Genomic DNA, 20,648 nt, shown 5'->3' with positions numbered 1-20,648 from the left:
CTCCTATCCTTCTGCGGTGATCCGGGCGCGCAGGCGCATCCCGAGCAGGGTCGCGGTGGTTTCCGGCCGGGTGGCCGTGTCGAGCTCGGCGAGCACGGCGCTGACCTCCTGGGCCACCTCCGGGTCGGCCGGGGCGCGCTCGGTGGCGGCCATCAGCAGCAGGTCCAGGGCCGGCTCGCGGACCAGCACCGCGGTGTCGGCGCCGAGCAGCGGCCGGACCTGGTGCTGCAGGCTCCAGCGCAGGGCCCGCAGGTAGAGCCCGCGTTTGCTGCCGAACACCTGGTAGAGACTGTTGCGGTGCACGCCGAGGTGGCTGACCAGGTCGTCGACCGACACCCCGTCGAACGCGCGGCGCGCGAACAGCGCGGCGGCGGCCTGCACGGCCTCGGTCTCGTCGAACGCTCGTGGTCGTCCCATGCCGATCAGCCTACAAAGTTTAGGAACGACCAGTCAAGAACAATCGTTCCTAAACTTTTCCATCTAAGGTCATAGATACGACAGGGAGGTGCCATGCGCTCGGAGATCTTCCGCAGGAAACCGGTCGAGGACATCACCGACGACCGCGACACCGGCCTCGCCCGCACCCTCGGGCTGTGGCAGCTGACCGCCATCGGCGTCGGCGGCATCATCGGCGCCGGCATCTTCGCCCTGGCCGGCGCGGTCGCCCACGAGACCGCCGGCCCCGCCGTGCTGCTCTCGTTCCTGATCGCCGGCGTCGCCTCCGCGGCCGCCGCCCTGTCCTACGCCGAGTTCGCCGGCATGATCCCGAAAGCCGGCTCCGCCTACACCTACGGCTACGCCGTGCTCGGCGAGATCGCCGGCTGGTTCATCGGCTGGGACCTGCTGCTGGAATACACCGCGATCGTCTCGGTCGTCGCGATCGGCATCTCCGGCTACTTCGGCTTCCTGGTCGGCGAGCTCGGCGCCGACCTGCCCGCCTGGATGCTCGGCGCCCCCGGCAGCGGCGACGGCCACGTCGTCGACCTGTTCGCCCTGATCCTGTGCCTGCTCATCGCCGGCCTGCTCAACCTCGGCATCCGCGCCGCCGCCCGCGCCGAGACCGCCGTCGTCGGCCTCAAAGTCGTGATCGTGCTGATCATCGTGGTGGTCGGCTGGTTCCACATCAACACCGACAACTACACGCCGTTCTTCCCGTTCGGCGTCGGCGGCGCGATCACCGGCGCCGCCACCGTCTTCTTCGCCGTCTTCGGCTACGACGCGATGTCCACGGCCGCCGAGGAGTCCGCCGACGCCCGCCGCCACCTGCCCAAGGCGATCATCTACTCACTGATCATCTCGATGGTGCTGTACGTACTGGCCACCCTGGTGCTCACCGGCATGCAGGACTACCGCGACATCGACCCGGAGAGCGGCTTCTCCAGCGCCTTCGCCGCGGTCGGGCTCACCGGCCTGGCCGACGTCATCGCGGTCGGCGCCATCATCGGCATCCTCACCGTCATGTTCACCTTCATGCTCGGCGTCACCCGCGTCTGGTACGCGATGAGCCGCGACGGCCTGCTGCCGTCCTGGTTCGCCCACACCCACCCGGTGCGCCGCGTCCCCACCCGGGTCACCTGGATCGCCGGGATCGCGTCCGCCGCCATCGCCGGCTTCCTGCCGATCCGCGAAGCCGCCGAACTGACCAACATCGGCATCCTGCTCGCCTTCGTCGTCGTCTGCATCGCCGTCATCGTGCTGCGCTACCGCCGCCCCGACCTGCCACGCACCTTCCGCCTGCCGTGGATGCCGGTCATCCCGGTCCTCGGCGTCGTCTTCTCCCTCTGGCTGATCACCTTCCTGGACCCGGTCACCTGGCTGCGCTTCGCCGTCTGGTTCCTGATCGGCCTGATCGTCTACTTCACCTACAGCCGCAAACACTCCAACCTCAACCGCACCTGACAACCTTTCAAAATCCGATTTCCGTACGCCCACCGCGCGCCCGCGCTGTCGCCGCGCGTCCACCCGCCCTCGTCGAGGACGAGCGCCCCGACCTGCCGCAGCCGAGCACCGCCGCGGCCACGCCTCGCGCGCTCCCGGGCTGGGTTGCACGGGTGCCTCGACCATCCCGAAGCACCCGCGGAACCCAGCCGACCGGCCGTTCGCGGCGGCCGCCACCGGGAGCGGCCACGGCTCGCGCGCTCCCGGGCTGGGTCCCACGGGTGCCTCGACCGTCCCGAAGCACCCGTGAAGCCCAGCCGGCCGGCCGGTTGCGGCGGCCGCCACCGGGAGCGGAAGCTGCGCGGGCCACCACCTGCGGGTCCAGCCGGAGCACCCGGCTGCCTCAACTGCGCCGGCCGGCCGCCGATACATCCGGCCGTGACGACCCCGCACGTGCCGCCCCGCCGCCGCGGCCGGGCGATCCTGCTCGCCGTGACCGGCATCGTCCTGCTGGCGGTCACCGCCGTCGCCGCCCGCCCGGCGGGCCGCGCCGGCACCGCGCATCTGGCCCTGATCCTGGCCGGGGCGAACGGCTCCCGGGCCGGGGTCGAACTGCAGGGCCACTACCGCACGCCCGGCCAGGGGCAGGACCGGGTGATCAACGCGTTCGCGATCCGGGTCCGCAACCTCGGGACGACGCCGATCGACGTCTCGCTGGACGACGCCTGGGTGCAGGACGCGACCGGAGCCACGCACCGGGCCGACCCGCCACCCGACATGACCCTGACCAGCGTCAGCGGCGACCCCGTCGACCCGAGCTGGCAGTTCCCGTCGAACGGCTACCTGTCGCCGGGCCGGCAGAGCGCTCAGGCCGTGCTCTTCACCCTCCCGCCGGATTTCCGCCCGGCCCGGCTGCGGATCACGCTCGGCACGAACTTCGACCGGTCGCCCGCGCAGTGGGACCTCTAGCACGACCCGGCGCGACGCCCGCACGTTCCGCCGCGGCACAGGCCGCTCGTCCGCGCGGGCCGAACGCGACGGAGGTCATCCCGTGCACGCCGGGCCCGGGCAGCCAGGTCATTCAGCCACCTCGGCGTGCACCGCAACAGCCTGTACCAGCGGCGAGTCCGCGGTGAGATCCTGGCCGGCCGCGCAACCCAGAGCCCCCCGACGCCGACGAAAATTCGGCCGCGACCGGGGCCCGCCGATGGCCAGGATCAGCACCGCCTTGTCAGCGCACAGCGGACCCGCACGACCCGCGCAGCGGTCGGGCCGGGGCCGGGCCTCGCGTGCCGACCGGCACGCGACTCCGGTCGTACCGGAAAAAAAGGGGGTGACCGCGGGCGGCAGCGGACCGGGACCGGTCAGTAGTGCAGCAGGTTGACGGCGAGGTTGGCGACCGTCGTGCTGAAGAAGATCGCCCAGCCGAGCAGGTTACGGGAGCCGACCCGCAGGTGGGCGATCAGCGCGCCGACGAAGTAGACGACCAGGCCGGCCGCGGCCACCGTGCCCAGCGGCGGCACGGCGAAACCGGCGAGCAGCCCGAGGGCGCCGGCGGCCAGGATCGCGCCCAGCATCCCCATCCACCACATCGGCAGGCGTTTCATCCGCAGCTGCGCCTTCGGATACTCGTGGCCGATCAGGTAGGTGACGGCAGCGCTCGCGGTCAGCACGGCGGTGACGACGGTGAGCGTGAGATAAGCGGCGGACACGGGGCCTCCCTGGTCGACGTCGGTCACCCACCCGACGAGACAGGCCTCTCAGACGTCAGGTCCGCGGTCCAGGGTCCACACGTGCACGGCCGCGCCGTCCGGGGCGAGAGTCCACCAGCGGCCCGGGGTCGCCGGCCGGGCCGGGCCGGCAACCGGAAACGGATAATCGATCCGGCCGCGCACGGTCATCGCCGGCAGCGCCACCAGCCAGTGCCGGACCGGGCCGGTGAAATCCTCGGTGCCGGCCACCGCCGCGTCGTCCCACGGCGCCGCCGCCTCGACGTCCCAGCACACCTGGTCCTCGCCGGGCAGCGCCGGCACCGCGGCGTCCGCGCGCAGCCTGCCCACCGGCAGCCCGTCGGCGGCTCGGTGCAGCGTCAGGGTGCCCTGCCCGGCATCGGTGGCCAGCAGGTGCGCGCCGGACGGGGTCGCCGCCAGCAGCACCCCGGCGTCGAAGCGGCGCACGCGCAGCTCGCCGCCGTCGACGTGCCCCCACAGCGACGGCGGCTCCTCGTCGACGGTCAACCCCATGAACGCCGGGTCCGGGTGCGGGACGGGCGCCGACGCGGACCCGGCCGTGCCGGTCGCCGCCCGGGCCAGCACCGTGCCGTCAGCCGGGTCGACGACCAGCCACTGCTCGTCGTGCGCGCCGGACCGCACGTGTGCCCACAGCCGGCGGCCGTCCGGGGAGAACGCCACCGACCCGCGGCCGGCGTAGACGTGACCGGTGTCGCCGGCGTACTCGGCGAACGAGACGTGCGCGAGGTCGCAGGCCGCCGCCGACCAGCAGCCGTGCCGCAGCTCCCAGCGCAGCCCGCCGCCCGCGTCGACCGCCCGCAGCGCGTGCACCCCGGCGAACACCGCCAGGTCACCGGCGGGTGACACGGCGACCGTGCCGAACAACCGCGGCCACGGCGCCGGGAACTGCCGCGGCGGCCACCGCCCGGCCAGGTCCGCCGCCGCCAGCTCGGTGTCGCCGCGCTGGATCAGCAGCGACCCGGTCACCACGGGCGGGTCAGCGCGGACCGGGTCCAGCGGCGCGGGCGCCGTGGCGACGAGACGAGCTTCGAGCACGCCTCACGATAAAGGTCAGGCCGATCGGCCCGGTCACCGCAGGACCAGCAGGTCCAGGGTGTCGGTCTGCGGGCCGGTCACGGTCGCGGCCGCGGCCCGCAGCCGCGCCAGACCCTGCCGGTACGCGGTGTCGCTGATCAGCTGCAGCAGCGTGTGCGCCTCGCGCCGCAGCTCGGCGGCGGCCACGGCCAGCGACGGCGCGGACACCTGGGTGACCGGCTCCAGGGCCACCGGGGCGAACCCGGCGGTGCCGAACGCCGCCTCGATCGCCGCGACCCCCGGATACCGCCGGTCGAGCACGGTGATCGTCTCCGGCCAGTAGCGGCACAGCGTCAACCCGTCGTGCCGGCCCGGGAACGCCGAGCGGATCAGCACCGTCCCGCCCGGCGCGAGCACCCGGCGGATCTCCCGGGCCGCCGCGCCCAGGTCCGGCACGTGATGGATCACGGTGGACACCCACACCACGTCCAGGCTCGCGTCGGCGGCCGGGATGTGCGTGTCGTCGCCGGCCAGCACCGGCGCGACCAGGGCCCGCTCGCGCATCGCCGGGGACGGGTCGACCGGCAGCACCTCGACGCCGGGCCACCACGCCCGGAACGCGCGCGTCCAGCTGCCGGTGCCGCACCCCAGGTCGAGGATCCGCAGGCCGGGCCGCGGGGTCACGTACCGGGTGATCGCCTCCCGCCACGGGGCCAGCCCGTCGCCGGGCAGGTGCCGGGTGGCCTGGAAAGCGGCGGCGTCGGTGTCGTCGTACGCGATGAGTCCCATCCGCCGAGCCAACCCGCCGCCGGGCCCGCCCCGCAAGGGTGAAGCTCACCTCGAAACCGGGGCGGAACCCGCCTACCGTGCATCTATGAGCTTCGACAGCGCGAAGGCGTTCCTGCGCGAGAACGGCGCCGAGACGATCGAGCATCCCGGCGGCACCCTGTACGCGCACCTGTGCCGGGTCGCCGACCGGCTCGCCGAGCTGGGCGCCGGCCGGGACCTGCAGCTGGCCGGGCTGACCCACGCGACCTACGGCACCGACGGGTTCCCCCGGCCGCTGCTGGACCCCTCGGCGCGCGACCGGCTGCGCGCGGTGATCGGGGCACCCGCCGAGGACCTGGTCTACCTGTACGGAGCCTGCGACCGGGACAAGACCTGGCCGGTGCTGGCCGAGACCGCCACCGTGCACGACCGGTTCACCGGCCAGGCGGTGCGGCTCGACGGGGCGCGGCTGATGCCGTTCGTCGACCTGTGCGTGGTCAACGAACTCGACGTGATCGAGCACAATCCGGCGCTGCTGGCCGAGCACGGGGCGTACTTCCACGACCTGTTCGACCGGTGGGCCCTGGTCACCTCGCCGGACGTCGCGGACGAGGCACAGCGGGTGCTGACCGGGATCTGACCGGGTCGGCTGCCGGCCGCGGCTACGGCACCAGCGCGGCCAGGGCCCACCCGTCCACCTGGTAGACGCGGCCCCCGGCGACCACCACATCCCCGACAACCGAAGCCCTCGCCGGTTTCCCGTCACCGGCCCGCAGCACCGGGCCACCGGTGTAGACCAGATCGCCGGCCACCACCGGCTGCCGGGCCTGGCCGGTCTTCGCGGTGCGCCAGAGCTGCCGGCCGGTCGCCGCGTCGAGCGCCTCGACCGCACCCGCGTAGGCGCGGTAGATCCGGGTCGGGTCGACGGCGAGCAGGTCGATGGCCCGGCCGGACCGCACGTACTCGTCCGCCTCGATCGGCCTGCGCCACACCACACTGCCGTCCGCGGCCCGCAGCGCGGCCAGCCCGCCGGCGCCGTCGGTGACGTAGATCCGATCCGGGCCGGCCGCCTGCGCATACCGATCACCCGGGCGGGTCCACCGAGCCGCCCCGCTGCCGATCGCCACGGCCGAGGTCTCGGCGGGCGGGACCGGCTCCTCGTCCTCGCCCGGCACCCGGCGCAGCAGCACCAGCCCACCGGCGGAGACGTTCGTGGCCAGGTGGTGCGGCCGTTTCCACAGCACGGTCCCGGTCGACGCCGCGTAGGCGACGGTCGCCGCGTCGTCGTACATTCCGGAACTGCCGGAGACCACCACGACCCCGCGGTCCACTACCAGGTAGTCGGCCGGCATGCTCAACTGCTCCTGCCAGCGCACCCGCCCGGTCGCCGCGTCCAGCACGGTGACCTGCCCGGTGATGTCGCTCGGCGACCGGCAGGTGCTGGTCGCCGCGACCAGCACCCCGCCGTCCAAGGCCAGCTGCGACGACGACGCGTCCCCCGGATCCAGCCAGTCGTGACTCCAGACCCGCGCGCCGTCGCGGGTCGCGTGGGCGGCGAGACCACGCCGGTCGTGGACGAACAGCCGGCCCTGCGCCAGCACCGGCGGACCCGGCCGGGCACAGCTCTCCTCGGCGTCGCGCAGCGTCACCCTCCACTGCCGGGTGAGCCGGCCGACGCTGCTCGCGACCACACCCGACTCGTGCGGATTGGCATAGCTGTCCGCGGCGTCGAAGCCGGGATGGTCCCAGACCGGCGGCACGGGCGCCCCGGCCGCGAGGAGCAACGACAGCAGAGCGGTTTTCGTACGGCGTGCAGCGGGCAACGTGCGCCTCCACGGGAGCCTTCACGGGGTGCGGAACGCCCTCAATCTAGGCCCGCCGCCCGGTCATCCCGCCATGATCCGGACTTTTGCCCCGCTCGGCGGGCCGTGGTGCCCGGCGGTCGAAGCAGACGTGCCGCAACCCGCCGACGCGGCCGGTCAGCACACCGAGGATCTCCGGCGGCAGAAACGGCAGCCCGGCCAGGTCGTCGAAGCGCACCCAGCGGAACCGGTTGCCGTCCCGGCCGGTCACCGGCTCCGGCGGCACCCGCTCCGGCCAGGCAACCGGATAGTAGAAGCACACCTCCTGGTGGATCACCCCGCCCGCGTCTCGGATCCCTTCGGCGACCAGCAGCGGCCCACCGTCCACGCTGACCCGCACCCCCAGCTCCTCCCACAGCTCCCGGCGCAGCCCCGCCGCCGAGTCCTCCCCGAACCGCACCCGCCCACCCGGCAGAAACCACCCGTCGATCCCGTCCACCGCACACACCAGAACCCGCTCCCCGTCCGAGACGACCCCCGCCGCCCGCAGCTTGAACGAACCCTGCGGCCCGCTCCAGTCGATGTCGTTCGCCTCCACGTCGCCGCCTCCCCGCCCACGGTGATCGGATGCCCGCGCGCACCCTCGTCTCGTGTCAGGCTGCCACCTGTGACCGGCACGCAGGAGCCGGCGTTGTAGCCGAGACCGTGATCCGCGACCGTGCGGTCGGGTCGGCCGCCGAGGAGCGGCACCGATGCAGCAGCCATCGCGACCCTCCCGGCGATGACGCCCGGGTCTCTGCGTGCCCACCGCGCGGCACCTGGAGTGCGACCCTCCCGCGTCTTGACTGCCCAATACATCGGCTGCCGATATATATCGGCTGCCGGTAACAACAGAACTGTCACTATGGTGTAGTGGAGATTTGTCCGTTTCTGGCGTCCTTCCGGATTACTGGATTACCGGTAATAGCAATCCAGTAATCCAGGGGTGGGGGAGGGGTGGACGGGTGAGCGCGCGGCTTGTAGCTTGCAAGGGCCCGTGACGTTGCTTGAGGAGGTGAGACCCATGACTGCTGGATCGCTGTGGGTGCTCCCTCTCGCCGTCACGGCCGGGCGACTGACCTAGGTGTCGCCGGGAGCGCCAGACCAGGCACTCTCGGAAGGCACCACTCATGAACTCTTCGCCAGTCACCGCCGACGCGGCCGGCCAGGATCTCACCGCGGACGCGCCGGGCTCCCGCACCGACTTCGACGTCATCATCGCCGGGTGCGGGCCGGCCGGGGCGATGCTCGCCGCCGAGCTGCGCCTGCACGACGTGCGGGTGCTCGTCGTGGAGCGCGACACCGAGCCGGTGTCGTACGTCCGGATCGTCGGCCTGCACATCCGCAGCCTGGAGCTGCTCGCGATGCGCGGGCTGCTGGACCGGGTCCGGGCGCACGGCCGGCAGCGGCCCGCCGCCAGCTACTTCGCCGCGATCGACAAACCGGCGCCCGCCGGGCTGGACTCCGCGCACGCCTACCTGCTGGGGATCCCGCAGCCGGTGCTGGTCCAGCTGCTCGAAGACCACGCCGTCGCCCAGGGAGCGAAGGTGCGGCGCGGCGCCGCGGTGACCGGGTTCGCGCAGGACGACGCCGGGGTGACGGTCACGCTGGCCGGCGGGGAACGGCTGCGGGCGAGCTACCTGGTCGGCTGCGACGGGGCGCGCAGCATCGTACGCAAAACGCTCGGGGTCGGTTTTCCCGGTGAGCCGGCACGCAACGAGACGCTGATGGGTGAGCTGCAGGTGGGGGTGGCGCCGGACGTGGTCGCCGCCAGGGTGGCCGAGGTCGCCGCGGACGACCGGCGGTTCAGTGTCCGGCCGGTCGGGCCCGGCGGCTATCAGGTCATCATCCCGGTCGCCGGGGTCAGTGACCGGACGGTGCCGCCGACCCTGGAGGACTTCCGGCGGGAGCTGCGCGCGGTGGCCGGCACCGACTTCGGGGTGCATTCGCCGCGCTGGCTGTCCCGGTTCGGTGACGCCACCCGGCTGGCCGAGCGCTACCGCATCGCTCGGGTGCTGCTGGCCGGGGACGCGGCGCACATCCACCCGCCGATCGGCGGGCAGGGCCTCAACCTGGGCGTGCAGGACGCGGTCAACCTCGGCTGGAAGCTGGCCGCCCAGGTGCGCGGCTGGGCGCCGGCCACGCTGCTCGACACCTACCACGCCGAGCGGCATCCGGTCGCCGCGGACGTGCTCGACAACACCCGCGCCCAGGTGGCGCTGTCGTCCACCGAGCCGGGCGCGCGGGCGGTCCGGCGGCTGCTCATCGAGCTGATGAACTTCGACGACGTGAACCGCCACCTGCTGGAGAAGATCACCGCGATCGGTGTCCGCTACGATTTCGGGCCCGGCCCGGACCTGCTCGGCCGCCGGCTGCCGGATGTCGCCGTGCAACAGGGTTTGCTGTACGACCGGATGCACCGTGGCCGTGGCCTGCTGCTGGACCGTACCGAGCGTCTGAGTGTGGGCGGCTGGGCGGACCGGGTCGATCACGTCGCGGATCCGGCCGCGGCGCTGGACGTCCCGGGTGTGCTGCTGCGCCCCGACGGCCACGTCGCCTGGGTCGGCGACGACCAGCGGGATCTGGACGGTCAGCTCGGCCGCTGGTTCGGCAAGCCCACCAGCTGACGGCGCGGTGTCCGGCCGGGCGGTGCGGCGTCAGCGCCCGGCCAACGCCGTCCCCCACGGCCGTCGTCACCTCAAGCTCAGGGTCCGGCGCGCCGGGGTCAGGCGGGGGCGAGCACGCAGAACTCGTTGCCTTCCGGGTCGGCGAGCACGACCCACGACACGTCGCCCTGCCCGACGTCGGCCGGTGTCGCGCCGAGGTCGCGCAGCCGGGCCACCTCGGTCACCTGGTCGGAGCCGCGGTAGGGCACCACGTCCAGGTGCAGGCGATGCCGGATCTCGTCCAGCGCGCTGGTACGGCGAAACTCCAGGAACGGTCCGGAACCGCTGGCCGAGCGCAACCGTGCGTGATCGGCGGTGATCTCGTGCGGGGTCCAGCCCATCGCCTCGCCCCAGAACCGCGCCATGGCCCGCGGGTCGGCGCAGGCGATCACGACCGCGGCGATCGGCCCGGCGCCGCGGGCGGCGTCCCGCGGCTCCAGCACCCGGAACTCGTTGCCTTCCGGATCAGCCAGCACCGTGCCCGGGGTGCCGTCCCGGCCGGTGTCGACCGGTGTCGCGCCCCGCTCCCGCAGGCGTGCGACCAGCGCCGCCCGGTGCTCCGCCGAGATGGTGGCCAGTTCCAGGTACGCCCGGTACCGCACCGTGGCGAGCTCCGGAACCGCGATGACGTCCAGGCAGACCGGGGCGTCCGGCTCCGTCCACACGAACCCCTCCGGCGCGACCAGTGTCGCCCCGGGAACCGCCGAGCGCGCCACCCAGCCGAGCGCCTCCGCCCAGAACCGGCCCACCACCGAGTCGTCCCGTGCCTTGAGGTTCGCCTGAACAAGTCGCAGCGCCATCCCGACACCCTATGTCCCGCACCCCGCCCAAGATCAGGGTCCCGGTTGTCCAGGAACGATTCTCCTGAGATTTCGCGGCGCCCGCCGGTCGCCCGGACCGGCGAACGGCGCCCCAGCAGGGATATCGCAGATCATGAGGCTCAACCCGAAGATCGTCAGACCCCACCCTGTCCCAGGGGGAACCCCCGCAAGACAGTGTCGCGGTAATCCGATGATCGGATGGGGTGGGCTGTGGACGAACCCAGAATGTGGATAACCGGCCCAGGCGGGCGACGCGGTGCCATCAGCCGCCGGAGGTGCCCTGACGCTCGGCACCCGTGTCGAAGAACCCGCTCAGGTAGTCATCCGGGGCCAAGGCACTGTCACGCATCAGCGAGAACACCTCAGCGCCGTGCCCTGGAGCGTCGTTCATCGCATAGGCCTGCAGCAGGCCGGTGAAAGCACACCCGTCCAGATCGGCGGCATAGGCGGCCGCCTCCCGCTCGGCCAGGGTGATCGCGGCGTCGACGTCCGCCGCCTGCCACAGCGTCAGCCGCTCCTCATAGGTCGTGACCCGCTCACCACCGAACGCGAAAACCCCTCGTACGGAATACCAGTTCACGCGCGGAAGGTAGCAGATGACCACGCGGGTCAGCGGGGAACCTTGGCAGAGGCGTCCAGTCTGGCCTTGATCAGGGAGGCGATCGCGGTCAGCGCCAGGGTGCCGGCGATCACCGACAGGGACACGCCGATGCTGATGTGCGGGGCCCAGCCGACCGGGCGGCCACCGTTGACGAACGGCAGATTGTTTTCGGACAGGGCCTGCAGAACCAGTTTGACGCCGATGAAGCCGAGGACGATCCCGAGGCCGATGGACAGGTAGGCGAGACGGTCGAGCAGGCCGCCGAGCAGGAAGTACAACTGGCGCAACCCCATCATCGCGAAAACGGTCGCCGTGAAGATCAGGTAGGGCTCGTCGGTGAGGCCGAAGATGGCCGGCAGCGAGTCCAGGGCGAAGATCACGTCGGTGGTGCCGATCGCGATGAAAACCACGATCAGCGGGGTCAGCCGGCGGCGGCCGAGGGCGTCACGGGTGGTCAGCCGGGCGCCGTGGTAGGTGCCGGTCATCGGCAGCACCCGGCGGGCCCAGCGGATGATCAGGTTCTCGGTGAACTCCGGCTCGTCGTTGTCGTAGCCGAAGATCCGGACCGCGGTGTAGATCAGGAAGCCGCCGAAGATGTAGAACACCCAGGTGAACCGGCTGATCGCGGCGGCGCCCAGGGCGATGAAGGCGCCGCGCAGCAGCAGCGACAGGATGATCCCGACGAGCAGCACCTTCTGCTGGTAGCGGCGCTCGATCCGGAACCGGGACATGATGATCACGAAGACGAACAGGTTGTCGACCGACAGGCTGTACTCGGTGAGCCAGCCGGCCAGGTACTGCCCGGCGGCCTCGCCGTCCCAGCGCAGCCAGACGAAGCCGGCGAACAGCAGGGCGAGGGTGATGTAGCCGGCCACCCAGAACGTGCACTCGCGCAGCGACGGCTCGTGCGGCCGCCGCGCGACCATGGCCAGGTCGAGCAGCACCAGGGCGCCGAGACCGACCAGGGTGACCGTCCACATCCAGCCGGTTGTCTCCACGGGCGGCAACCTCCCAGCAGTACCACGGCGACGGGCAACCACCAGCAGCGTCCCAGAGATCTGCCGGGTGAGGAACCCGTCGGACATCAGCCGCTATTTATCCACTGGCGCGGGCCGGCACCGCCCTCGTCGGCTTTCCGACGCAGTGTTTAAGGTGGGGTCGCATGCGGCGCCGGTATGACAACCTTCGACGGATCCAGTCCCTCGACCCGGAGGTCGACTTCGAGGAGATCTACCGGCAGATGCTGCTGGTGGAGTTCCCGTTCGACATGAAACTGGGCCTCAACCTGGGCTTCAACCGGTCGTTCTCGACGCCGGCGGTGGCCGCGGTGCTGGCCGGGACCGGGGAGCTGACCGAGCGCGCGCAGAAACGGCGCGACGACACCGGACTGCTGATGTACGAGATGATCCTGCACGGTTTCGACCATCCGCGCGGCCGGGCGGCGGTCCGCCGGATCAACCAGATCCACCGGCCGTACCGGGACATGCCCGCCGCGGAGTACCGCTACGTGCTGGCCTGCTGTGTGGTGATCCCGCTGCGCTGGCTGGACCGGTACGCCTGGCGCCGCCCGTGCTGCCACGAGCGCCGCGCGACGTTCCGGTTCTACGCCGAGCTGGGCCGGCGGATGGGCGTGACCGGCATCCCGGACACCCTGCCCGAGCTGGAGTCCTGGTTCGACACCTACGACGCCGAGCACCTGGTGCCGAACGCGCCGGCCGCCGCGATCGAGCGGGCCACCCGGGTGCTGCTGGTCACGCCCGGCGGGCTCAAGGACGCGCTGCTCAGCGCCCTCTACGACGACCGGTTGCGGGCCGCGACCGGAGTGCCGGAGCCGTCCTGGCCGATCCGCGCCGCGGTGCATCTCGGGTTGCGCGGCCGGGCCCTGGCGCTGCGCCATCTGGGGCGGCCGCGCACGGTGCCGCGGTTCGCCGACGGGCTGCGGGCCAAGAGCTACCCGGACGGGTACGACATCAGCGAGCTCGGCCCGGCACCGTGATCGAGCGGCCTCTAGGGTGGCGGCATGCACAGCTTCACCGAGGCCACCGCCGTCCAGCCGACCGCTGACGGCTTCCGCGCCGACCTGGACCCGCAGTGGGCGGTCGGCGACAAGCTGCACGGCGGGTACCTGATGGCGGTCGTCGCCCGGGCCGTCGCCGGGGCGGCCGGCGACGCGCATCCGCACCCGATCGCGATGACCACCACGTTCCTGCGGCCGCCGCAGCCGGGCGAGGCGACGGTCGCCGTGGAGCTGCTGCGGGCCGGCCGCAGCACCGCGCAGTACCGGGCCCGGCTGCTGCAGGGCGGCGAGCCGTGCGCCGAGTCGCTGGTCACCCAGGGCGTCCTGGACGACGCCGCACCCTGGTGGACCGGCCTGCCGGCGCCGGAGCTGCCGGCCGAGGACGAGTGCCTGCACCTGCCGTCGAACCCGCCCGGCGCCGCGTTCCCGGTCCACCTGCTCGACGTGGTCGAGCACCGCCTCGACCCGGCCGGCCTCGGCTTCGCGATGGGCCGGCCGTCGAAGGACGGCCTGGTCGGCGGTCACCTGCGCCTCGCCGACGGCACCGACTGGGATCCGCTGAGCCTGCTCGTCGCGCTCGACCCGAGCCCGCCGGTGTCGCTGGCGCTGGGCATCCAGGGGTGGGCTCCGACGATCAGCCTCACCGCCTACGTCCGGCGGCTGCCCGCCCCCGGCCCGCTGCGGATGACGATGCGCTCGGCGCAGGTGACCGGCGGCCGGATGGACGAGACCGCGCTGCTGTGGGACGCCAAGGGCGCCCTGGTCGCGCAGGCGGTCCAACTCGCCGCCGTCCGCCCCTGACGGGCCGCCCTACTGGTGAGACCGCCTATTCAACTGTCGCCAGTTCCGCCTCCCATAAGCTTCCCTCGTCACCTTGCGTGACGGACCAGCTTGTGCACCTAACGGCGCAGTTCAGCCGGTCAGGGCCGGACATGCCTGCTGCAGGGCCTGCCATACATCATCCGGCGCCCGATAGTGCGGCCCGGACCGGTATGCCTCGGCAATCGCAGTGGCTAAATCCAGTTCATGGGCGGCCGCGGCCAGGGTGTCGGCCGGTATCGGCGCGGTCGCGCCGGGCAAGGTGCTGAAAACGGGCCGGCGTGGGTCGAGGATGCCGTAGGCGATGCTCGAGTCGATCTGCCGGTCGCATCGGCACGAGTGCTCGGCGCGGACCAGCCCGCACCGGTCCGCGATGATTCCGCGCATGATCGTGCGGGCCCGAGCCAGTCGCTGGCGGAACGCCTCCCGGCTGATCTCGAGAGCCTGCGCCCCTTCGACGTCGGGCAGACCGATCAGGTCACCGAGTAGGTACGCCAGCCGTAGCGGCCGCGACAGCGTCAGCAGCATGCCGTAGGTACAGGCCAGCCGGACCTCCCCGGCGAGCAGCCGATACTCCGCGTCGTCGTACCCCGCCGGGGCCTCCGCGGCGAGGTTGCGGTCGATCCAGTCGGCGAACGGTTCCGGGCCTGCGACGCTGAGTTCCACCCGTCCCCGCACGGTCCGCAGCAGGTACCGGGAGGCGATGGTGTACACCCAGGTCGTCAGCTTTGACCGGCCCTCGAACTCGGCGAGATGCGTGATGACCAGGATGAGGATCTCCTGGGTGGCATCCGCAGCGGCCTGCGGATCGGAGGAGAATCGCAGCGCCAGCCGATAGACCAGGTCCTGCAGCTCGCGGCACAGCTGCTCCAGGGCGCGGGGCTCGCCGGATACGGCCCGGCGGGCCAGACCCTCCAGGTCCGGCCCGCCTGCCCCGTCGATCTCAGGCTGCACGGTCACCCGCGAAGACGACCTCGGCGTGCTCCATGGACACAACCTCCTTGATGTAGGCGAACGCGGCCCGGCACTCGGGCATGTCGCCCACCGTCGCCGCTGCCTCATCGGCCTGCGCGCGGCTGGCCCAGATCACCACATCAAGCCACGTCCGCTCGTCGAGTCGAACCAAGCGCAGCGACTCGAAGCCGGAGAACCGCTCCCGCAGCGCGGTCACCATGGCGGGCCGGGCGGCGAGCATGGCCTCGACATCCTGAGGGTCCACCGTGAACCGGGCCAACTCCATCGCCTTCATCATGTCTCCTTCTGTCACCGGACCTTCCTGGTGACGAGTGATGAGAGATCCTCCACCGCCCGTCTGTGACATCCGGGATCCCGTGACCTGCGCCACATGAGACCACTCCACGTGATAGGCGAGTCGCGGCCGTCGTCCCGACGCCTTGGTTTGATCAAGAAAATGGCTCAGTCAGCATCCCCATCGCGGTCCTTGTTGGTCACCGGCTCGGGGCGGGCGGGTCCGGGCTGTTCTGTGCAGGAGCCGGCGTCGATGGTCAGCAGACCGGCTCTGTGATCATTCCGGGGTGACCAGTTTTCCCGCGACCGCGCGCCGGGTTCGTGATGAGAGCCTCGACCCCCGACAACGGCGGGTGCGTCTGCGGAACTGCCTCTATCACTTCGCGCCGTATGGTTTCCACGCCACTTGGCATCATCTGGCGGCCACGCACGGCATCCCGCGAGGTATCGAGGCCGATCCGTCGGCGCTGGTCCGCGCCCTCGACGAGGTGGAGACCGCCCGCGCTCTGGTGCTGTCGAGGGCGGTCGCTTTCGCCGCCCAGCGACGCCTGCAGAAGTGGCAGGGCAGACGCGTCCCAGCGGCGCTGCATCCGTGGGACTCCTGGGGTTGCCACGACATCGCCTACTGCCCCGACCCGCAGAAGCATCCGGCCGAACCGCTGCCCGTCGTGGTGGACCGGGTGCTCGATGCGTGCGCCGCAGGGCCAGACCGGGCCGGAAGGTGCCTGGTCTGCGGCCAGGAGGACTGGGACCTGTGGAGAGTTTGCCAAAACTGCGGCGTCGCGTCCGGCGGCCGAGGCAACCATCGCTGATGCATGGATGATCGTCGTGTTGGGCTCCGCGTCGGGCGGGAGAGGCATCTACTTGCTGCCTGAGGGCCGCCCGGCGCGGGCAGGGGCTGAGCGGGCTCCCCGCCCGCATCGGACGGGAAACCCGCGCCGGGACACGGAAGCCCGCGCCGTCAGAACTCGCAGGGATCCCAGTGGGCGGCCCACCGCAGCAGCGACCGGGCCAGCAGCGGGTGCGCGGCCGCCCAGTGGCTGTCGAACAGGAACCACTGGTCATAACCCCAGAAGTCGTCGATGTAGCGGGCCACCTGGACGAGATGCGGGTCGGCGCGCACCAGTGTGCGCGGATGCGCCTCGGGCAGCGCCGGCTCGCCGGCCGCCGGGCGAGCGGTGAGGTCGCCCGGCGTCGGGTCGTAGCCGTAGAGCCGGGCGAACCGCCGCAGCGCCGCGGCGATGTCGCGCTCGCCGGTGCCGAGCAGGGCACGCAGCATCCGGGCGTCGTGCGGCCACGCGCCGGCGTCCGCGTCGGCGGCGCCGTCCAGGTGCGCGGCGAGCTCCGGCAGCGTCAGCCCGGGGAACGCCACCGCTCCGGCCAGGTCGAGACTGGTCCCGTCGCCCCGGTGGTCGAACCCCAGCCGGACCGAGAAGACCGCTCCCGGCCCGGACGACCCGGCCACCGTCTGCACCGGGACGTCGTGGACGAAGTCGGCGTCGACCGCGTCGCCCGGCAGCGGCCACGCGTCGTGCAGCAGAAAGGCGAAGGTCTCCGGATAGTCCGCCGCCATCGCGTCGTCGACGAAGTAATAGGCCAGGTCGGTCTCGTCGTCGTTGGTCCGCACCCGCACGGTGTGCCAGCCGACCCGCGGGTCGTCGTCGCTCTCCGCCCACAGGTGCTCGATCAGCAGCTCGCGCAGCTGATCCATGGTCTCCGGCTCGGGCAGCTGCCGCTCCCGCGCCCGCTCGAAGATCGACTCCAAGCCGTAGGGCCCGCCGTCGAGCTGCTCGCCGACCCATTTCTCCGGGTCGTCCTGCCGCCAGCCCTGCCGGAACCAGTCAAGAACGGTGACGCCGGGCAGCGCGGTGACCCGCTTGCCGAGGGGCGTCTCTTCACGCCAGCGCTGAATGAAGTACACACCGGCACCCTAGGCGCCAGGTATGACAAAAACTCAGAACCGGTGGATGCGCAGCCCCTCCGGCCGGGCCACACCGTCCAGGTTGATCTTCCGGGACAGGTGTACCTCGGTTCGTTTGCCGCGCAGCGGTGTCAGGTCAAGCCCCGGCGCGGGCGAGGTGATCCAGAGATCCCGGAGCGCGGGCAGCTTGCTGAGCGGCGTGAGGTCGAGAACGTGTTCGGTGTCGCCGAGGTACAGCCATGCCAGCCCGGTCAGGCGCGCCAGCGGGCTCAGGTCCGCCACCGCGGTGCTGTCGATCTCAAGGGTCCTCAGCGCCGGTAGCCGGGTCAGTGGTTCCAGATCGGTCACCCACCGGCACTGCCACAGACTCAGCCTGACCAGGCGCGGGCCGAGCCGGTCGACGAGGCCGGGCAGGCCGCCGAGCGGGCTCGCGGCGCCGGACAGAACCAGCGACCACAGGCGGGTCAGCCCGGCGAGCCGGTCGGGCCGCCAGGAGGACGGCGGCGCCATCTGCAGCTGGGTCAGGCCCGGGAAGTTGTCGAGCAGCTTGTCGACTCCGGCGCAGCCCATCGCGGCCAGCCGGGACAGGTTGCTCAGCCCGGTCAGCGCGGTGAGCTGCTGGCCGGCTGTCAGCCTGAGCAGGTAGAGGCTGGTCAGGCTGGTCAGCGTGGCGAGCGGCGCGAGGTCCAGCGGGGTCCCGCGCGCGCCGAGTTGCAGCATGTCCAGATCGGTGTGCCCGGCGAGCTGGTCGAGGCTGCCGGTGAATCCGGTCCCCAGCGACAGCTGGTCCAGGTGCGGCGTGTCGGCGAACAGTTCCAGGTCGAGGATCTGCTCGGACCAGAACCGGGTGTGGGTGAGCTGCCGCAGCCGCGACAGTGCCGGCAGCAGGCTCGGGCTGCTGATCCGTACCGCACCGTGGTCGAGGGGCGCGTCGGCGAGCACCCGGTCGGCATAGTCGCCGGGATCGAAGAATTCCCAGGCAGAGACAAGCTGTTTCTGTACGCCCGGCCGCGCATCCCGACGATAGCGGGCCAGCGTGTCCAGCGCGTCCGGCCCGTTGACCAGCGCGACAGCCCGGACGGTGGCCGCCGCCTGCGCCTCGCTCAACCCTCCGAGATCGGCCGGCAGCTCGGTGAGCAGCGGTTCTCCGACGGAGGCAAGGGACCGCGCCTCGGCGACCGATCGCGGCAGCAGGTCCCGCAGGTGCCCCCGGATCCGGGTCAGCAACCCCGGCTCCACGGCCGGCGCGGTCTCCAGGCAGGCAGCCGCCAGCAACCGCAACCGGCGAGTCTGTTTCGGCTGCTCCGCGGCGAGATCGAGGAGCCCACTCAGCAGCTGCGCCCGGACCGGCGCGTTGGCGTGCCCAGCTGCCAGGATGACCGTCTCCCGCCAGGTGTCCAGGTGCGAGTGTTCCAGCAGCGCCCCGACATGCCCCTGATCCGCGGCCTCCCGCGCGGCCAGATACTCCTGGAAGGTCCGGTGCACGAAGTCGATCCGGTCCGGCACCGGTTCCCGCAGCACCCCGCTGCGTTCGATCATGTGGTCGAGCACGGTGCCGGCCGGCGCGTTCACATGCCGGATGCCGGCCAGCCGATGCGTGAACCGCTGCTCGGCCTGCGCCCGGGTGACTTCGGTCTGGCCGTTCTGGGTCATCCACCAGGCCGCTTCCTGCAGTAGTTGCGCCTGGTCGCGGCTGGTCAGCTCGGGCAGCGGGCTGGGCACGCCGCGCTGCGAGTCGCGGCGGTGCAGCAGCATGTCGATGGCCGCCTGGTAGAGCTCCATCCGGTTGCGCGGCAGGTTGCTGTCCCGGTCCAGGTTGAGCGCGCACAGCATGGCGCACAGCAGCGGGCTGCCGGCCAGGTTCTGCAGGTGGGCGCTGCTGTCGAGCTGGGCGAGCAGCCGCTGCTCGTAGCGCGGCAGCGAGCGCGGCTGGCAGGGCAGGTCGCCGGCCCGGCGGACCGCCTCGTGCCAGTGCCGGATCAGGGCTGTGATGTCGGCCGGGCCCATCCGTTCCAGGAACACCGAGGTGAAGCCTTCGGCGTCGAGCCAGTGGGCGGACGCGGCGGCCGGCCGGGAGGTGACCACGATCCGCACGTCCGGGTAGGCGGCCAGCAGGTCACGCAGCCAGTCCCGGACGTCACGCCGCTGGCCGGTGGGCACCTCGTCGACGCCGTCGACGCAGAGGATCGCGCCGGCGTCGAGCTGCCGGTGCACCCAGCCGGGCGGCATCAGTCCTGCGATCGGGGCTGCGATCAGGTCGAGGAAGCGTTCCGGTGCCGGCAGCGGCTGACTGACGTAGTCACGCAGCCGGAGCAGGAACGGGGTGCGCCCGTTCCAGTCGGTGAGCGGCCCGGTGAAACCTTGCCGGGCCGCGGTCACCGCGATCCACTGCATCAGGGTGGTCTTGCCGGAGCCGGCGTCGCCGCGCAGCAGGATCCGGGCGCCGTCGCCGAGGGCCTCTTCGGCGCGGACCGAGGCGCTGTCCCGGTCGCCGTCGGCGCGCAGCGTGCCGGGATCCCAGCGGTGCCCGCCCCGGCGCGGGCTGCGGGCCTCGCCGCCGGTGACGGTCAGGCTGATGTAGGCGATGCTCAGCGGGGTCCGCAGCCGGTAGCGGTGCACGTCGACACCGAACAATTCCAGGTGGTCGAGCACGGTGAGCAGGTGGGCCAGGTAGCGGCCCCGGAACGGGCTGTCGTGGCCGGTACCGGCCGGGGCGTCCAGACTTGTCACCGGCAGCCGGGCGAGGACCTGGGCAAGACCGTCGGCGACCGTGGTCAGCCGTTCCAGGGTGTGCACGGTGGCCCGGGCCGGGAACGGGCCGAGCTGGACGACCAGCTGGGTCAGGCAGATGCAGCACTCGTCCAGGACCCTGGCGTACAGGTGCGTGCCCGCATCACTGAGTCCGGCCCGCTCGGGCACGGCGGGCAGCTGCCGGCGCAGGCGGGTGGCGATCAGGATCGGGTCGACGTCGTCGGCGAAGATCGCCGCGTCGGACAGGTCGGCGACCCGCAGGGTGTCGGTCACCGCGTCGAGGACCGCGGCGACCTCGTTGTCGGGAACGTCGCGGCCGCGGATCAGCGGGTACAGCCGTTCGTAGACGGTGTCGGTGATGTCGTCGAGGCGGCGGCCGGCCCGGCGCAGCCCGAGATCGTCGGTGATTCCGGCGCCGATCAGGTCGATCAGGGCGGTGTCGCGTTCCCGTCGTTGCCGGCGGCGGCCGGTCCACTGTCGCAGCGCCGGCGCCACGACCGAACCCGCCGTGCGTAACAACGCCGTCTCGATCGCGCCCACGCCGTGTCCCTC

At 72.2% G+C, this 20,648-nt stretch carries 20 protein-coding genes; 7 read left to right on the top strand and 13 right to left on the bottom strand.

Going from position 1 to position 20,648, the window contains the following annotated elements; all coding sequences use genetic code 11:
* Nucleotides 1-3 precede the first annotated feature (3 nt).
* Nucleotides 4-417: a TetR family transcriptional regulator gene (locus BJY16_RS30400; RefSeq protein ID WP_185042978.1), complete on the bottom strand. Its 414-nt coding sequence runs from the start codon at nucleotides 415-417 to the stop codon at nucleotides 4-6.
* 93 nt (nucleotides 418-510) lie between these two features.
* Here BJY16_RS30400 and BJY16_RS30395 point away from each other — a divergent pair, with 93 nt between their 5' ends.
* Both BJY16_RS30395 and BJY16_RS30390 read left to right on the top strand, forming a co-directional pair.
* Complete coding sequence (locus BJY16_RS30395) at nucleotides 511-1,899, top strand: amino acid permease (protein WP_185042977.1); 1,389 nt, start codon at nucleotides 511-513, stop codon at nucleotides 1,897-1,899.
* 417 nt (nucleotides 1,900-2,316) lie between these two features.
* A complete protein-coding gene (locus BJY16_RS30390) occupies nucleotides 2,317-2,847 on the top strand; it encodes a hypothetical protein (protein WP_185042976.1) in 531 nt (176 codons plus the stop codon).
* Nucleotides 2,848-3,242: 395 nt separating this feature from the next.
* Here BJY16_RS30390 and BJY16_RS30385 read toward each other — a convergent pair whose 3' ends face one another.
* From BJY16_RS30385 to BJY16_RS30375, 3 genes are read right to left on the bottom strand one after another with little or no spacing between them, the layout of a single operon-like run.
* A complete protein-coding gene (locus tag BJY16_RS30385; RefSeq protein WP_185042975.1) occupies nucleotides 3,243-3,590 on the bottom strand; it encodes a DoxX family protein in 348 nt (115 codons plus the stop codon).
* Nucleotides 3,591-3,638: 48 nt separating this feature from the next.
* Nucleotides 3,639-4,664, bottom strand: a complete 1,026-nt coding sequence (locus BJY16_RS30380) for a hypothetical protein (RefSeq protein ID WP_185042974.1) — start codon at nucleotides 4,662-4,664, stop codon at nucleotides 3,639-3,641.
* A 33-nt stretch (nucleotides 4,665-4,697) separates the two neighbouring features.
* Nucleotides 4,698-5,432 carry a class I SAM-dependent methyltransferase gene (locus BJY16_RS30375; RefSeq protein ID WP_185042973.1) on the bottom strand — a complete coding sequence of 245 codons (735 nt, stop codon included), beginning with the start codon at nucleotides 5,430-5,432 and terminating at the stop codon, nucleotides 4,698-4,700.
* Nucleotides 5,433-5,517: 85 nt separating this feature from the next.
* Between BJY16_RS30375 and BJY16_RS30370 the strand changes: the two genes are divergently transcribed.
* Nucleotides 5,518-6,051 carry a DUF6817 domain-containing protein gene (locus BJY16_RS30370; RefSeq protein ID WP_185042972.1) on the top strand — a complete coding sequence of 178 codons (534 nt, stop codon included), beginning with the start codon at nucleotides 5,518-5,520 and terminating at the stop codon, nucleotides 6,049-6,051.
* 22 nt (nucleotides 6,052-6,073) lie between these two features.
* On the opposite strand, the gene BJY16_RS30365 is transcribed toward BJY16_RS30370, so the two are convergent.
* Together BJY16_RS30365 and BJY16_RS30360 are read right to left on the bottom strand one after the other, a co-directional pair.
* On the bottom strand, nucleotides 6,074-7,234 hold the full coding sequence (locus tag BJY16_RS30365) for an outer membrane protein assembly factor BamB family protein (RefSeq protein ID WP_185042971.1): 1,161 nt from the start codon (nucleotides 7,232-7,234) through the stop codon (nucleotides 6,074-6,076).
* Nucleotides 7,235-7,280: 46 nt separating this feature from the next.
* On the bottom strand, nucleotides 7,281-7,811 hold the full coding sequence (locus BJY16_RS30360) for an NUDIX hydrolase (RefSeq protein WP_185042970.1): 531 nt from the start codon (nucleotides 7,809-7,811) through the stop codon (nucleotides 7,281-7,283).
* A 571-nt stretch (nucleotides 7,812-8,382) separates the two neighbouring features.
* Here BJY16_RS30360 and BJY16_RS30355 point away from each other — a divergent pair.
* Complete coding sequence (locus BJY16_RS30355) at nucleotides 8,383-9,879, top strand: FAD-dependent monooxygenase (protein ID WP_185042969.1); 1,497 nt, start codon at nucleotides 8,383-8,385, stop codon at nucleotides 9,877-9,879.
* A gap of 98 nt (nucleotides 9,880-9,977) precedes the next feature.
* On the opposite strand, the gene BJY16_RS30350 is transcribed toward BJY16_RS30355, so the two are convergent.
* The 3 genes from BJY16_RS30350 to BJY16_RS30340 form a co-directional block, all read right to left on the bottom strand.
* Nucleotides 9,978-10,718: a VOC family protein gene (locus BJY16_RS30350; protein ID WP_185042968.1), complete on the bottom strand. Its 741-nt coding sequence runs from the start codon at nucleotides 10,716-10,718 to the stop codon at nucleotides 9,978-9,980.
* 283 nt (nucleotides 10,719-11,001) lie between these two features.
* Nucleotides 11,002-11,319, bottom strand: coding sequence for a hypothetical protein (locus tag BJY16_RS30345; protein ID WP_185042967.1), 318 nt, complete (start codon nucleotides 11,317-11,319; stop codon nucleotides 11,002-11,004).
* 29 nt (nucleotides 11,320-11,348) lie between these two features.
* Nucleotides 11,349-12,338: a TerC family protein gene (locus tag BJY16_RS30340; RefSeq protein ID WP_185042966.1), complete on the bottom strand. Its 990-nt coding sequence runs from the start codon at nucleotides 12,336-12,338 to the stop codon at nucleotides 11,349-11,351.
* Nucleotides 12,339-12,502: 164 nt separating this feature from the next.
* On the opposite strand from BJY16_RS30340, the gene BJY16_RS30335 reads away from it, so the two are divergent.
* On the top strand, nucleotides 12,503-13,336 hold the full coding sequence (locus BJY16_RS30335; protein ID WP_185042965.1) for an oxygenase MpaB family protein: 834 nt from the start codon (nucleotides 12,503-12,505) through the stop codon (nucleotides 13,334-13,336).
* 24 nt (nucleotides 13,337-13,360) lie between these two features.
* Nucleotides 13,361-14,158: a thioesterase family protein gene (locus tag BJY16_RS30330; RefSeq protein WP_185042964.1), complete on the top strand. Its 798-nt coding sequence runs from the start codon at nucleotides 13,361-13,363 to the stop codon at nucleotides 14,156-14,158.
* A 111-nt stretch (nucleotides 14,159-14,269) separates the two neighbouring features.
* On the opposite strand, the gene BJY16_RS30325 is transcribed toward BJY16_RS30330, so the two are convergent.
* Nucleotides 14,270-15,136, bottom strand: coding sequence for an RNA polymerase sigma factor (locus tag BJY16_RS30325; protein WP_185042963.1), 867 nt, complete (start codon nucleotides 15,134-15,136; stop codon nucleotides 14,270-14,272).
* Complete coding sequence (locus BJY16_RS30320; RefSeq protein ID WP_185042962.1) at nucleotides 15,120-15,428, bottom strand: antibiotic biosynthesis monooxygenase; 309 nt, start codon at nucleotides 15,426-15,428, stop codon at nucleotides 15,120-15,122. Before BJY16_RS30320 ends, BJY16_RS30325 begins: the two co-directional genes overlap by 17 nt.
* Before the next feature lie 283 nt (nucleotides 15,429-15,711).
* On the opposite strand from BJY16_RS30320, the gene BJY16_RS30315 reads away from it, so the two are divergent.
* Nucleotides 15,712-16,236, top strand: a complete 525-nt coding sequence (locus BJY16_RS30315) for a hypothetical protein (RefSeq protein WP_185042961.1) — start codon at nucleotides 15,712-15,714, stop codon at nucleotides 16,234-16,236.
* A gap of 149 nt (nucleotides 16,237-16,385) precedes the next feature.
* Here BJY16_RS30315 and BJY16_RS30310 read toward each other — a convergent pair whose 3' ends face one another.
* Nucleotides 16,386-17,345, bottom strand: coding sequence for a hypothetical protein (locus tag BJY16_RS30310; RefSeq protein WP_185042960.1), 960 nt, complete (start codon nucleotides 17,343-17,345; stop codon nucleotides 16,386-16,388).
* 33 nt (nucleotides 17,346-17,378) lie between these two features.
* Nucleotides 17,379-20,636 carry an NACHT domain-containing protein gene (locus BJY16_RS30305; protein ID WP_185042959.1) on the bottom strand — a complete coding sequence of 1,086 codons (3,258 nt, stop codon included), beginning with the start codon at nucleotides 20,634-20,636 and terminating at the stop codon, nucleotides 17,379-17,381.
* Nucleotides 20,637-20,648: the final 12 nt, after the last annotated feature.

This window comes from Actinoplanes octamycinicus, from assembly GCF_014205225.1.
Classification (GTDB): domain Bacteria; phylum Actinomycetota; class Actinomycetes; order Mycobacteriales; family Micromonosporaceae; genus Actinoplanes; species Actinoplanes octamycinicus.
The sequence above is the reverse complement of the archived record's forward strand: the minus strand, read 5'-3'. Positions and strand labels throughout refer to the sequence as shown.

What these genes read in the sequence shown, in the direction of transcription:
- BJY16_RS30400 (WP_185042978.1), bottom strand. Translation starts at nt 417, where the DNA reads ATGGGACGACCACGAGCGTTCGACGAGACCGAGGCCGTGCAGGCCGCC.
- BJY16_RS30395 (WP_185042977.1), top strand. Translation starts at nt 511, where the DNA reads ATGCGCTCGGAGATCTTCCGCAGGAAACCGGTCGAGGACATCACCGAC.
- BJY16_RS30375 (WP_185042973.1), bottom strand. Translation starts at nt 5,432, where the DNA reads ATGGGACTCATCGCGTACGACGACACCGACGCCGCCGCTTTCCAGGCC.
- BJY16_RS30370 (WP_185042972.1), top strand. Translation starts at nt 5,518, where the DNA reads ATGAGCTTCGACAGCGCGAAGGCGTTCCTGCGCGAGAACGGCGCCGAG.
- BJY16_RS30355 (WP_185042969.1), top strand. Translation starts at nt 8,383, where the DNA reads ATGAACTCTTCGCCAGTCACCGCCGACGCGGCCGGCCAGGATCTCACC.
- BJY16_RS30350 (WP_185042968.1), bottom strand. Translation starts at nt 10,718, where the DNA reads ATGGCGCTGCGACTTGTTCAGGCGAACCTCAAGGCACGGGACGACTCG.
- BJY16_RS30335 (WP_185042965.1), top strand. Translation starts at nt 12,503, where the DNA reads ATGCGGCGCCGGTATGACAACCTTCGACGGATCCAGTCCCTCGACCCG.
- BJY16_RS30330 (WP_185042964.1), top strand. Translation starts at nt 13,361, where the DNA reads ATGCACAGCTTCACCGAGGCCACCGCCGTCCAGCCGACCGCTGACGGC.
- BJY16_RS30320 (WP_185042962.1), bottom strand. Translation starts at nt 15,428, where the DNA reads ATGATGAAGGCGATGGAGTTGGCCCGGTTCACGGTGGACCCTCAGGAT.